This is a genomic window from Amycolatopsis sp. 195334CR (assembly GCF_017309385.1).
Lineage (GTDB): Bacteria > Actinomycetota > Actinomycetes > Mycobacteriales > Pseudonocardiaceae > Amycolatopsis.
Genome location: NZ_JAFJMJ010000001.1, coordinates 3,703,176 through 3,716,058 on the forward strand (window position 1 = coordinate 3,703,176; position 12,883 = coordinate 3,716,058).

At 71.2% G+C, this 12,883-nt stretch carries 11 protein-coding genes; 8 read left to right on the forward strand and 3 right to left on the reverse strand.

The window, feature by feature from the left end:
* Window positions 1–99: 99 nt before the first annotated feature.
* From lysX to JYK18_RS18170, 7 genes are all read left to right on the forward strand, one after another.
* The gene (gene lysX, locus JYK18_RS18140) at window positions 100–3,408 is read left to right on the forward strand and encodes a bifunctional lysylphosphatidylglycerol synthetase/lysine--tRNA ligase LysX (RefSeq protein ID WP_307795945.1); all 3,309 of its coding nucleotides are present in this window, start codon (window positions 100–102) and stop codon (window positions 3,406–3,408) included.
* A gap of 37 nt (window positions 3,409–3,445) precedes the next feature.
* A complete protein-coding gene (locus tag JYK18_RS18145; RefSeq protein ID WP_206803155.1) occupies window positions 3,446–4,075 on the forward strand; it encodes a DUF998 domain-containing protein in 630 nt (209 codons plus the stop codon).
* A gap of 10 nt (window positions 4,076–4,085) precedes the next feature.
* Window positions 4,086–4,667 carry a DinB family protein gene (locus JYK18_RS18150; RefSeq protein WP_206804317.1) on the forward strand — a complete coding sequence of 194 codons (582 nt, stop codon included), beginning with the start codon at window positions 4,086–4,088 and terminating at the stop codon, window positions 4,665–4,667.
* Between the two features lie 319 nt (window positions 4,668–4,986).
* Entirely contained in the window at window positions 4,987–6,768 is a 1,782-nt protein-coding gene (ctaD, locus tag JYK18_RS18155) for a cytochrome c oxidase subunit I (RefSeq protein WP_206803156.1), read from the forward strand.
* A gap of 70 nt (window positions 6,769–6,838) precedes the next feature.
* Window positions 6,839–8,068 (forward strand): phosphoserine phosphatase SerB, encoded by a 1,230-nt coding sequence (gene serB / locus JYK18_RS18160; protein ID WP_206803157.1) that lies wholly within the window; start codon window positions 6,839–6,841, stop codon window positions 8,066–8,068.
* Window positions 8,065–8,817 (forward strand): peptidyl-tRNA hydrolase, encoded by a 753-nt coding sequence (locus JYK18_RS18165; protein WP_206803158.1) that lies wholly within the window; start codon window positions 8,065–8,067, stop codon window positions 8,815–8,817. The genes serB and JYK18_RS18165 overlap by 4 nt, the downstream gene beginning before the upstream one ends.
* 11 nt (window positions 8,818–8,828) lie before the next feature.
* On the forward strand, window positions 8,829–9,233 hold the full coding sequence (locus JYK18_RS18170; RefSeq protein WP_206803159.1) for an OsmC family protein: 405 nt from the start codon (window positions 8,829–8,831) through the stop codon (window positions 9,231–9,233).
* Here the strand turns inward: JYK18_RS18170 and JYK18_RS18175 are convergent.
* Entirely contained in the window at window positions 9,208–9,753 is a 546-nt protein-coding gene (locus JYK18_RS18175; RefSeq protein WP_206803160.1) for a TetR/AcrR family transcriptional regulator, read from the reverse strand. The genes JYK18_RS18170 and JYK18_RS18175 overlap by 26 nt on opposite strands.
* A 204-nt stretch (window positions 9,754–9,957) precedes the next feature.
* On the opposite strand from JYK18_RS18175, the gene JYK18_RS18180 reads away from it, so the two are divergent.
* On the forward strand, window positions 9,958–10,365 hold the full coding sequence (locus JYK18_RS18180) for a DUF4267 domain-containing protein (RefSeq protein WP_206803161.1): 408 nt from the start codon (window positions 9,958–9,960) through the stop codon (window positions 10,363–10,365).
* Window positions 10,366–10,376: 11 nt separating this feature from the next.
* Here JYK18_RS18180 and JYK18_RS18185 read toward each other — a convergent pair whose 3' ends face one another.
* Complete coding sequence (locus JYK18_RS18185; protein ID WP_206803162.1) at window positions 10,377–10,724, reverse strand: hypothetical protein; 348 nt, start codon at window positions 10,722–10,724, stop codon at window positions 10,377–10,379.
* Between the two features lie 56 nt (window positions 10,725–10,780).
* Window positions 10,781–12,859 (reverse strand): ATP-dependent DNA helicase, encoded by a 2,079-nt coding sequence (locus JYK18_RS18190; protein WP_206803163.1) that lies wholly within the window; start codon window positions 12,857–12,859, stop codon window positions 10,781–10,783.
* Between the last annotated feature and the right edge of the window lie 24 nt (window positions 12,860–12,883).

A 12,883-nucleotide genomic window follows, 5' to 3' on the forward strand; every position in this document is an offset into this window, starting at 1 on the left:
TCGAGCCCGGCGGTCAGACTCGCGGATGATGTCGGATGACCGATGGCGCGGGTTGAGTAAGAACTCCAGATGCCGGCGAGAACGACTGGAAGCCCGACCGTGAGCAAGCCACCCGTGCCCAGATGGCAGGCGAGGACCGCGGGCCTCGTCGCCACCGTGGTGCAGCTCGGCGCCTTCTCCTCCCTGCTGCTCCTGCTGCTCGGTGACGACGGGCGCTGGCTGCGCCACGTCCTCGCCGGGGTGTTCTGGCTGCTCAGCATCCCCGCCGACGCGAACCTGGTGATCGCGCTGGTGCTGGTGGTGCTCGGCGCCGCGCTGCGCCGCCGCAAGCGCGCCGCGCTGTACACGCTGGTGCTGTTCCAGGTCACCGGCCTGGTGATCATGCTCGCCGGGCAGGCGCTGCTGCTGTGGGCGCCCGACCTGGTCGACCTGCGCCCGGAGGAGTACGCCCAGGTACCCGAGATCGTCGCCGCGATCGGCGGGCTGGAACTGGTCTCCGTCGCGCTCACCGCCCTGCTGCTCGCACTGCGCCCCGCCTTCCCGGCCCGGCTGGCGCCCGGCGCCTTCGTGCGCGGCTTGCTGGTGCTGTTCGCCGGCATGGCCACGGTGACCGTCGGTGGCTGGATCCTCGCCGAGATCTTCCCCGGCACGCTGGCGAGCAGCTGGGAGCGGTTCGTCTGGGCGGCCAACCACTCCACCGGTGAACTGCTGCGGCTGGGCCGGTTCGGCGTCGGGCACGGGCCGGACTGGCTGGACGTGCTGCTCGACCTCGGTGGCACGTTCGCCACGGTCGCCGCGCTCTTTGTCTTCTTCCGTGGTGTGCGCACCCGGCACCTGCGCACCGACGAAGAGGAACTGCGGCTGCGGGAACTGCTCGCCGAACACGGCGAACCGGATTCGCTCGGCTATTTCGCCACGCGACGGGACAAAAGCGTGGTTTTCGCGCCGTCCGGACGGGCAGCGGTCACCTACCGCGTGCTCGGCGGCACGAGCATCGCCAGCGCGGATCCGGTCGGCGACCCCGAGGCGTGGCCCGCCGCGGTGCGGGAATGGCTGGCCGAAGCCCGGCGGTACGGCTGGGTTCCCGGTGTGCTCGGCGCGAGCCGCCGGGGTGCCGAGGTGTACACCGCGGCCGGGTTGAAGGCACTGGAAATCGGCGACGAAGCCATTCTCGACGTCCGTGACTTCAGCCTGAGCGGACCCGATCGGCGAACCGTGCGGCAGGCGGTGAGCCGGATCGAGCGCGCCGGGTTCTCCAGCCGCGTCCGCCGCCATTCCGAGATTTCCCATGAGGAAATGGCGTCGCTGTTGAAAAAGGCCCAACAATGGCGTGGCGGGGAAAGCGAACGCGGGTTCTCCATGGCGCTCGGGCGGCTCGGCGACCCGTCCGACGGCCGGTGCGTGATGGTCGAGGCCTTCGACGCCGACGGTGAACTCCGCGGCCTGCTTTCCTTTGTGCCGTGGGGACGTCGCGGGCTTTCGCTGGACCTGATGCGCCGCGACCGCGACGCGGGCAACGGGCTCAACGAGTTCCTGCTCGCCGAACTGGTCGCCGCGTGCTCCCGCCTTGGCGCACAACGGATTTCGCTGAACTTCGCGATGTTCCGCGCGGTGTTCGCCGGCGGGGAGCGGATCGGGGCCGGGCCGGTGCTGCGGGCGTGGCGTGCGGTGCTCAGCGTGTTCTCGCGGTTCTTCCAGCTCGAATCGCTGTACCGCGCGAACGCCAAGTACGGGCCGGAATGGGAGCCGCGGTTCCTCTGCTACGCCTCGGCGCGGCGGTTGCCGAAGGTCAGTCTGGTCGCCGGTGCGCTCGAAGGGTTCGTGCCCAGCGTCGGCGCGCATCGCGCGCTGCGGCTGGAAACCGTCACCGACGACTTCGTCGGCGAGGTGCGGCGGATCGAAGAACGCGCGGCGGCCACGGTCGCGGTGAAACCGGTGCGGCGCCCGGAACAGGTCCGCGTGCGGATCGCCAAGCTCGACCGGTTGCGCGCGGCCGGGGTGGAGCCTTACCCGGTCGGGTTCGAGCGCGACTCGGTGCTCGGCGACGTGGTGACGAAGTTCGCCGGCCTGGAACCGGACCACCACACCGGCGAACGCGTGCGCGTGGCCGGGCGGGTGGTCGCGCTGCGCAACCTCGGTGGGCTGTGTTTCGCGCGCCTCAAGGACTTCAGCGGGGAACTGCAGCTGATGCTCGCCGCCGACGTGCTACCGCTGGACGACTGGCGGTCCGGAGTGGACCTCGGCGACCACGTCGGCGTGACCGGCGAGGTGGTCACGTCCCGTCGCGGCGAGCTTTCGGTGCTCGTCACCGAGTGGACCGTCACCGCGAAGTGCCTGCACCCCCTGCCTGACCGCCGCAAGGGCCTGGCCGATCCCGAGGCCAGGGTGCGCAAGCGCTACCTCGACCTGGCGGTCAACCCCGATTCGGCGGCCATGCTGCGGATGCGCGGCACGGTGGTCCGCGCCCTGCGGGAACGCCTGTACCAGCGCGACTTCCTCGAGGTCGAGACGCCGATGCTGCAGACCGTGCACGGGGGTGCCAACGCCCGCCCGTTCGTCACCCACATCAACGCCTACGACATGCGGATGTACCTGCGGATCGCGCCGGAGCTGTACCTCAAGCGGCTGTGCGTGGCCGGGGTCGAGCGCGTCTTCGAGCTGAACCGCAACTTCCGCAACGAGGGCGTGGACGCCACGCACAACCCCGAGTTCACCATGCTGGAGGCGTACCAGGCCTACGCCGACTACAGCACCATGCGACGGCTGATGCGGGAGCTGGTGCAGTGCGCCGCCGAGGCCGCGTACGGCAGCCAGGTGGTGCGGCGGCCGGGCCTCGGTGAGGTCGACATCTCCGGGGACTGGCCGGTGATCACCGTGCACGACGCGGTGTCCGAGGCGTTCGGGGAACGGATCGACGCGGGCACCACGGTGACCGAACTGCGGCGGTTGTGCCGCCAGGCCGGGGTCCCGCTCGACGGCGCCGACGAGCTGGGTCAGGGCGACCTCGTGCTCAAGGCACACGAGCACCTGGTCGAGCCGCACACCACCAGCCCGGTCTTCTACACCGACTACCCGACCGAGGTCTCCCCGCTGACCCGGCGCCACCGGGTGGACCCGCGGCTGGCCGAGCGCTGGGACCTGATCGCCTTCGGCGCCGAGATCGGCACCGCCTACAGCGAGCTGACCGATCCGCTCGAACAGCGGCGGCGGCTCGAAGCGCAGTCGCTGCGGGCGGCCAGCGGGGACATCGAGGCGATGGAACTGGACGAGGACTTCCTGCTCGCGCTGGAACACGGCATGCCGCCGACCGGCGGGCTGGGCATGGGCGTCGACCGGCTGTTGATGCTGCTCACCGGCGCGTCGATCCGGCAGACGGTGGTCTTCCCGTTCGTCCGGGCCAGGGCCTGACCACGCCCGCGCTGACTGGCGTGTCACTCTGTGGCGCGTGAGGGGATTCCGGCTGGTCCGCCTGGTGGCGATGGCGCTGCTCGCGCTGGCCGTCGCCGCCTACTCGGCGTGGGTGCTGGAACTGGTGGTGCCGACCGGGCTGTCCGTGCTGCGCTCGCCGGTCGACGAGTTCGCCGCGCGGGACCAGCCGTACGGCGAGCTGTTCCGGACCGCCGAGGTGATCGCCGGGGCCGCGTTCATCGCGGCGGTGCCCCCGCTGAACCGGCTCGCCCCGACGCACTGGGTGTCGCGGCTGTCGGTGGTCGCCGTCGGGGTGTTCGGGGTGGCGCTGATCGTGCACGCGGCGCTGCCGCTGGACTGCGCGAGCTCGGTCAACGAGCTGTGCGTGGGCACCACCCCGGCGCACCACGCGCACGTGGTGCTCACCGAGGTGCTGACCGGGATCTACCTGGTCGGCGCGGCGAGCCTGATCGTCTGGTGGCCGCCGCGGTGGCGGGCGGTGGCGATCGTGGTGTTCGTGCTGGTCGCGGGCAGCGAGGTGGGGGTGCACCTGGTCGAGCCGGTGGCCGGGCTGGCCACCCGGGTGCAGGCGCTCGCGATGGCGGCGCTGCTGCTGGTCGGCGCGGCTTATCTGAGTGATGCCGAACGGCTCCGCCGGGTGGCATGATGCGCTCGTGATGGATGCCAACGCCGGTCCGGTGGCCGACGAACGCGAAGGCCTGCTCGCCTTCCTCGAACAACAGCGGCGCGTGCTGCGCATCGCCGCGCACGGTCTCACCGACGAGGAGGCCCGGCGGGCGCCGAGCCGCAGCGCGCTGACCGTCGGCGGGCTGGTGAAGCACGTGGCGGTCACCGAGCGGAACTGGATCGACCTGATCGAGTTCGACGATCCGCCGCAGCCCGCGATGGAGGACTACGCTGACGCGTTCACCCTGCGCGAGGACGAGACGCTGGCCGGGGTGCTCGACCTGTCCGCCGAGGTGGCGGCGCGGACCGCGCGCGTGATCGGCGGCGTGGCCGACCTGGGGCAGCCGGTGCCGGTGCCGAAGGGTGTGCCCTGGTACCCGGACGGCCTGGAGGCGTGGTCGGTGCGGTGGGTGCTGCTGCACCTGATCGAGGAGGCCGCGCGGCACGCCGGCCACGCCGACATCGTGCGCGAACACCTCGACGGCGCCACCGCCATGCCGCTGCTGGCCGCCGCCGAGAACTGGCCCGCGAGCCCGTGGCTGCAACCCTGGACCCGCTCCCAGCCGCTGTGAATGTGGCTTTCACTGCCGATTCCGCAGTGAAAGCCACATTCACAGCGCGTCGGTGCGTCTCGGTGCGCCTCGGTGCGCCTCGGCGGGGTGAGGGAGGCCACAGTGCCGCCACCTCTCCCCGAAACGGGTGGTCGAGCGTGGTTCCCGGCGGTGTGACCAGCCGGATTCGCGCGGGTCAGCGCCGGTGCGCCCGCCCGATCCCGCGATCTTGCCAGCCGGTGCGCGCCCCCCTGGCGGGTGCGGGCTACGATCCCGGTAGCCACTCGGCCGTGGCCTGTCCGCGGCCGGGACCACCACAAGAGCAGTGCAGGAGGCAGGAGTGACGGCCGTAGCCCCCAAGCCGATCGCCACGCGCCCGTACCCGGCGCGCGAGTCGGTGAAGGGTTCGTACCTGCTGCGGTTGTTCCGCACGACGGACCACAAGCAAATCGGCATCATGTACCTGGTCACCTCGTTCGCCTTCTTCATGGTCGGCGGCGCGATGGCGATGCTGATCCGGAGCGAGCTGGCCCGGCCGGGGCAGCAGTTCCTCTCCCAGGAGCAGTACAACCAGCTGTTCACCATGCACGGCACGGTGATGCTGCTGCTCTACGCGACCCCGATCCTGTTCGGCTTCGCGAACTTCATCCTGCCGCTGCAGATCGGCTCGCCCGACGTGGCGTTCCCGCGCCTGAACGCGTTCAGCTACTGGCTGTACCTCTTCGGCGGGCTGATCGTGATGTCCGGGTTCATCACCCCGGGTGGCGCCGCCGACTTCGGCTGGTTCGCCTACACCCCGCTCTCGGACGCGATCCACTCGCCCGGCGTCGGCGCCGACCTGTGGATCTCCGGGCTGGTGGTGTCCGGTCTCGGCACCATCCTCGGTGCGGTCAACATGATCACCACGGTGGTCTGCCTGCGCGCGCCCGGCATGACGATGTACCGGATGCCCATCTTCACCTGGAACATCCTGGTCACCAGCATCCTGATCCTGCTGGCCTTCCCGATCCTGACCGCGGCGCTGATGGGCCTGCTGGCGGACCGGCACCTCGGTGCGCACGTGTTCGACCCGGCCAACGGCGGGGTGATCCTGTGGCAGCACCTGTTCTGGTTCTTCGGCCATCCCGAGGTCTACATCGTCGCGCTACCGTTCTTCGGCATCGTCTCGGAGATCTTCCCGGTGTTCAGCCGGAAGCCGATCTTCGGCTACAAGGGCCTGGTCTGGGCGACGCTGGGCATCGCCGCGCTGTCGGTCGCGGTGTGGGCGCACCACATGTACGCCACCGGTTCGGTGCTGCTGCCGTTCTTCTCGTTCATGACCTTCCTCATCGCGGTGCCCACCGGGGTCAAGTTCTTCAACTGGATCGGCACCATGTGGAAGGGGCAGCTGAGCTTCGAGACGCCGATGATCTTCAGCGTCGGCTTCATCGTCACCTTCCTCTTCGGCGGGCTGTCCGGCATCCTGCTGGCCGCCCCGGCGATCGACTTCCACGTCTCCGACAGCTACTTCGTGGTGGCGCACTTCCACTACGTGCTCTACGGCACGATCGTGTTCGCCACCTTCGCCGGCATCTACTTCTGGTTCCCGAAGATCACCGGCCGGATGCTCGACGAGCCGCTGGGCAAGCTGCACTTCTGGACCACGTTCATCGGCTTCCACGGCACCTTCCTGGTCCAGCACTGGCTGGGCAACGAGGGCATGCCGCGCCGGTACGCCGACTACCTGGTCAGCGACGGGTTCACCACGCTGAACACGATCTCCACCATCGGCGCGTACATCCTCGGCGCCTCGACGCTGCCGTTCCTGTGGAACGTGTTCAAGAGCTACCGCTACGGCGAGATCGTCACGGTGGACGACCCGTGGGGCTACGGCAACTCGCTCGAGTGGGCCACCTCGTGCCCGCCGCCGCGGCACAACTTCACCGAGCTGCCGCGGATCCGGTCCGAGCGCCCGGCGTTCGAGCTGCACTACCCGCACATGATCGAGCGGATCCACAAGGAAGGCGAGATCACCTTCACCGGCAAGCCGAAGGTGCACGGGGAGCCGAAGGCCCCCTCGCAGGTGCTCACCGAAGCCGCCATCCCGGGTGACCACAGCAAGGACAACTCGGGCGAGCAGTGACCCAAGCCGCGAAGCGCGCATCCCGGACCCGGGGTGCGCGCTTCGTCTCTGTCCGAGGGAAGGGTGCCGCGTGACGAAGACCCCAGTTCTGATCACCACGACCGGGCCGGACAAGCCGGGTGTCTCCTCGGTGCTGTTCGCCGCGCTGACCCGGCACGGGGTCGACCTGCTGGACGTCGAGCAGGTGGTCATCCGGGGGCAGCTGGTCCTCGGTGTGCTGGTGGCCGTGGAGAGCGATCCCGAGGGCCTCCAGGAACTGGTCGAGCAGGCCATGCACTCGGTGTCCATGCAGGTCGACGTCAGCATCGGCTCGGCCATCGGCGAGGACCCGTTCGCGCCGGCCCGCCAGGACTCCAGCCACGTGCTGGTGGTGCTGGGCCTGCCGTTCACCGCTCGCGCGTTCACCGAGGTGGCGCGGCGGCTGGCCGCGCTGAACGTGAACATCGACTCGATCCGCAGCATCGCCGACTACCCGGTGACCGGGCTCGAGGTCTACGTCTCGGTCGCCGAGGACACCGAGGCCGCCGACGAGGCGCTGCGCAGCGCGCTCGCCGACGTGGCTTCGCGCGGGGGACTGGACGTCGCGGTCGAGCGGGCCGGGCTGGCCCGCCGGGCCAAGCGCCTGATCGTGTTCGACGTGGACTCCACGCTCATCCAGGGCGAGGTGATCGAGATGCTCGGCGCGTTCGCCGGGGTCGAGCCGCAGGTCCGCGAGATCACCGAGGCCGCGATGCGCGGCGAGCTGAACTTCACCGAGTCGCTGGAACGCCGGGTCGCGCTGCTCGAAGGGCTGCCCGAGACGGTGCTCGACGAGGTGGCGTCGTCGCTGCAGCTGACCCCGGGCGCGCGCACCACGGTCCGCACGCTCAAGCGGCTCGGTTACCGCTGCGGCGTGGTCTCCGGCGGGTTCACCACGATCATCCAGAGGCTGGTCGACGACCTCGGCCTGGACTTCGCCGCGGCGAACGAACTGGAGATCGTCGACGGCAAGCTGACCGGCAAGGTGATCGGCGAGGTGGTCGACCGGCCGGGCAAGGCGGTCGCGCTGCGCCGGTTCGCCGCCGCGTACGGCATTCCGCTGACCCAGTGCGTGGCGGTCGGCGACGGCGCGAACGACATCGACATGCTCTCCGCGGCGGGCATGGGCGTGGCCTTCAACGCCAAGCCCGCGTTGCGCGAGGTGGCCGACACCGCGTTGTCGCACCCGTTCCTGGACGCGGTGCTGTTCATGCTCGGCATCACGCGTGCCGAGGTCGAAGCGGCCGACGCCGCCGACGGGCTGCTGCCGGAGCGGCCGTGATCCTCGCTCCGCTGGCCGCGCGGTACGCGTCGTGGCTGGGCTTGCCCGCCGAGGAGACGGCCCTCCCGGAGGCGTCGCCGGACGAGGTCCGCGCGATGCCGGTGATCCTGCGCATGGAGAAGGCGGAGCCGCCGGGACGTACGCCGTTGCTGGAGGCGGCGGCCGCCGCCGCGCTGGCGGTGTGCCTCGACGAACGCGCCAAGCCGGGTGGCGAATGGCACGAACCGGTGCGGGACTGGGTTTCCGGGCACATCCGCAAGGTCGCCCGCCGCGCCAGGGGTGCGCACTGGCAGGCCGTGCAGGACCTGCCGGGCGTGACCGTCTCGATCGACGGCGCCGAGGCGCGGGCGTTGCTGCCGGGCCGGGTGGTCGACGCGCCCAAGGAGGTCTCGCGGTTGCAGATCTCCGGGAGCGAGCTGCCGCCGGACGAGCCGGGTCAGGCGCCCGGCGCCACGCCGGTGCTGCTGCTCAACCCCGGTGTGACGATGACCGTCGGCAAGGCGGCGGCCCAGGTCGGGCACGGCACCATGCTGCTGGCCTCCCTGCTCGACGAGGACCGGCTCGCGGCCTGGGCGGACCGCGGTTTCCGGTGCGCGGTCCGGGTTCCCGGGCAGCTGGAGTGGGCCGAGCTGCACCCGGGCGAGGACCCGGGCCGGGCCTGGTCGGAGCGGTCGGTGATCGCCGTGCGGGACGCCGGGTTCACCGAGGTGGACCCGGGTACGGTCACGGTCCTGGCCCAGTGGCGGTAGAGGAGGAGCGCATGGGGCTCGAGGTGGAGCGGATCGGTGAGCACGTGTTCGCCGGTCGCAACGAGCGGGGCGCCGAGGTGCGGATCGGCCGCAAGGGGCAGGAGGACGTGTTCTCGCCGGCCGAACTGCTGCAGATCGCCGCGGCGGGCTGCGCCGCGGTGACCGCCGAGGACCTGGTGGTGCGGCGGACCGGTGAGGACGCGAAGTTCCGCGTCGAGGTGACCGCCGACCGCAACGAGGCCGCGTCGGAACTGGACGCCATCCACGTCGCCTTCGACCTCGATCTGTCCTCTGTGGACGCCGAACGCCGGGCGGCGCTGGCGGTCGCGGTGGACCGCGCGATCGAGCGGCTGTGCACGGTGAGCCGCACGCTGAAGAAGGGCATCCCGGTCACGGAGTCCTTCCCAGCAGAGTGACCAGCAGCGCGACGCGTTCCTCGCCGAGGCCGTCGCGCAGCCTGCTGTGCCGGGTGAGCAGGACGAGCCCGTGCATCGCGCTCCAGGCGACCTCGGTGAAGGTCTCCGGGTCCTGATCGCCCGCCTGCGGTGCGAACACGCGGTACAGCAGCCCGAACGCCTGCTTGAGCGACTCGGGCGCGTTCGGCCCGAACTCCAGCTCCGTGCGGAGGGTGAACATCGCGTCGTAGAGCACCGGGTGGTCGAAGGCGAAGTCGGTGTAGGCGCGGACCAGCTCGGCGACCGAACCGGCGCCGCGCAGGGCCGCCGCCAGCTCGTCGACGCCCTGGAGCGCGACCGCGGTGACGATGGCGTCCTTGCCGGCGAAGTGGCTGTACAGCACGGGCTGGCTGTAGCCGATCAGCTGGGACAGCCGCCGGGTGGTGACCGCGTCCCAGCCCTCCTGCTCGGCCAGCTCCCGAGCGGTGCGGATGATCAGCTGGTGGCGTTCGGCGCGCTCCCGCGCCCGGCGATCGGACATGACCCGGATGCTAGCAGCGCTAGCTTTCCGCTCGCGGTTCGCCGAGCCACAGCTGACCGCGCGTGGTCCTCGGGAGGCGCGCCGCCCGGCCGCCGGGCCCGGCACGCCCGCGGGCGCCCACAGTCGCAGCATGCTGCCATCGGGGCGGAACTCGTGCTAGCGTTGCTAGAAAATCTAGCAACGCTAGTTCCTGGGAGGGCTCTGATGGGTCGCAAGATCGCCAACGGCATCGCACTGCTGGTCGGCCTCGGCATCATCTACGTCGGCGCGAATTTCCTGCTGGCGCCGGTGGACGCCGCGGCGGGCTACGGCGTCGCGGCGCCGGGGGACGAAGGTGCCTACTTCTCGGTGAAGGGCATCCGGGACATCGCGTCCGGGCTGGTCGTGCTGACCTTGCTCGCGCTGGGACAGCGGCGCGCGCTGGGCTGGGTGCTGCTGGCGATGACGATCATCCCGCTCACCGACGGGTTCATCGTGCTGAGCCACGGCGGTTCGGCCGTCTCAGCGTTCGGCTGGCACTTCAGCACGGCCACGCTGATGCTCGTGGGCGTCTCCCTGTTCCTGAAGACGCCGGACGCGGTCGTGCGGCAGCCGAGCCTCCAGCGCGGCTGACCGTGAGAGGCTCAGGCCTCGTCGCCGGTGGCCTTCCAGACCACGTACGCCTCGTCCGCGTCCGTGGTCATGGCCTCGACGAACTTGTCGTTGTCGAAGCCGGGCAGGGCCTGGAGGCGTTCGATCAGTGCGTCGGCCGCCGGGTCACCGCTGGGGATCGCGGTGCCCTTGCCGTCGGCACCGGCCAGCATGATGAACACGTCCTCTTTCCAGGGCCCCTCGGGAATCACCCTGATCACCACGGCGGACAGTTCGGCCCAGGTGACGGACTCCTCGGTGCCGTCGGCGAGCTGGCGACGGACTCCGGTGTCGTCGACGCCGACCGTACGGGACTGCGCGTGGGTTGAGTCCTGGGACAACTACGACTCCTCAGTCTTTGCGTTCCGTTTACGGTACTGCCGCGGAGTACGAGGGTTCAGGCGGGGGCGGCGGCGTCGAGCCTGCGCAGTGCCGCTCTGGCCACTTCCGGGTCCGTGGTCGGCCAGAACGGCGGCAGCGAAGCCCGCAGGAAACCGCCGTACCGCGCGTTCGCCAGCCGTGAGTCGAGGATGGCCACCACGCCCCGGTCGCTGGTCGACCGGTGCAGCCGCCCGACGCCCTGCGCCAGCAGCAGCGCCGCGTGCGTGGCGGCGACGGTGAGGAAGCCGTTGCCGCCACGGGCCTCCACCGCGCGCTGGCGGGCCGAGGACACCGGGTCGTCCGGCCGCGGGAACGGCAGCCGGTCCACCAGCACCAGCTGCAGCGACGGGCCGGGCACGTCCACGCCCTGCCACAGCGACAGCGTGCCGAACAGGCAGGTGCGCGGGTCCTCGCTGAACTTGCGCACCAGCAGCGAGGTCGAATCGTCGCCCTGGCAGAGGATCGGGTGCTTGATCCGGTCCCGCAGCTCCTCGGTGGCCTGCTTCGCCGCCCGCATCGAGGAGAACAGGCCGAGCGTGCGCCCGCCCGCCGCGTCGATCAGCTCGGCGATTTCGTCCAGCGTGCGCTCGGCGAGCCCGTCCCGGCCGGGCGTGGGCAGGTGCTTGGCCATGTAGAGGATGCCGTTCTTGCGGTGGTCGAACGGCGAACCGACGTCGAGGCCGGTCCAGCGGATGGTCTCCTTGTCCGACGGCGCCGCCTTCTCGGTGGCCGTGCCGGGGTCGGCCTTGCGCTCGGCCGCCTGCGACGGCGGCAGCCCCCACTGCCTGGCCAGCGTGTCGAAGGTGCCGCCGAGCGCGAGCGTGGCCGAGGTGAGCACCGTGGTGGTCGCGCCGAAGACCCGTTCGCGCAGCAGCCCGGCCACGCTCAGCGGGGCCACGTGCAGCGCGGGCGGGCGCGGGTTCGACGAGTACGGGTCGCCGCTGAGCCACACCACGTCCGGCCGGTGCGCCTGGTCCTCGTCGAACGCCTCCAGCAGCCGGACCGCGGTGTCGTGGATCTCCTCCAGCAGGGTGCGCGCGAGCTTGCGCGCGGTGGCTTCGTCGGCGCCGTCGTCCTTGCGATCGGAACCGAGCGAGCTCAGGCAGGTGTGCGCGGCGTCGCGAACCGCGGGCAGCGCGCCCTTGAGCGCCTGCGGCAGCGAGTCCAGCCGTCCGGCCGGGAGGTCGTCGAGCACCAGCGCCAGCCCGTCGCTGGCCTCCATCAGCCGGTCGGCGACGTCGGCGTCGATCAGCTTCCCGCAGCGGCGCCCGGCGGTGGAGACCATCGCGCTGGTCAGTTCGGCGGTGGCCACCGAGGTGACCCGGTCGACCAGCTCGTGCGCCTCGTCGATGACCACCAGGTCGTGCTCGGGCAGCACCTGGTAGCCCTGCAGCGCGTCGATGGCGAGCAGCGCGTGGTTGGTCACCACCACGTCCGCGCGCCCGGCCTCACCCCGCGCGCGCTCGGCGAAGCAGTCGGTGCCGATCGGGCAGCGGGACACGCCGAGGCATTCGCGCGCGGACACCGACACCTGCCGCCACGCCTGGTCGGAGACCCCGGGCACCAGCTCGTCCCGGTCGCCGGTCTCGGTGTCCGACGACCACTCGTGCAGCCGTTTGACCTCCTTGCCCATGCGCGAGACGGCGAACGGGTCGAACAGGCCCTGGTCCTCCGGCTCCTCCGGGGCGCCGGTGTCGAGCCGGTGCAGGCAGAGGTAGTTGCGGCGGCCCTTGAGGATGGCGAAGGTCGGTTCGCGGCCGAGCGGCTTCTTCAGCGCCTTCGCCAGCCGGGGCAGGTCCCGGTCGACGAGCTGCCGCTGCAGCGCGATGGTCGCGGTGGAGACCACCACCGTGGTGCCCTTCTGCACCGCGTGCCGGATCGCGGGCACCAGGTAGGCGAGCGACTTGCCGGTCCCGGTGCCCGCCTGCACGGCGAGGTGCTCGCCGGTGCGGATGGCGCGGCCGACCGCGTCGGCCATCTCCACCTGACCGGCGCGCTCGGCCCCGCCCACCGACTCCACGGCGTGCGTGAGCAGCTCCAGCACCCCCGGAAAGCTGTCCTTGCGTGCGGCGGTGAGTTCAGCGGGCTTCGGCACGAGGAGCAACGGTACCGGGGGCCA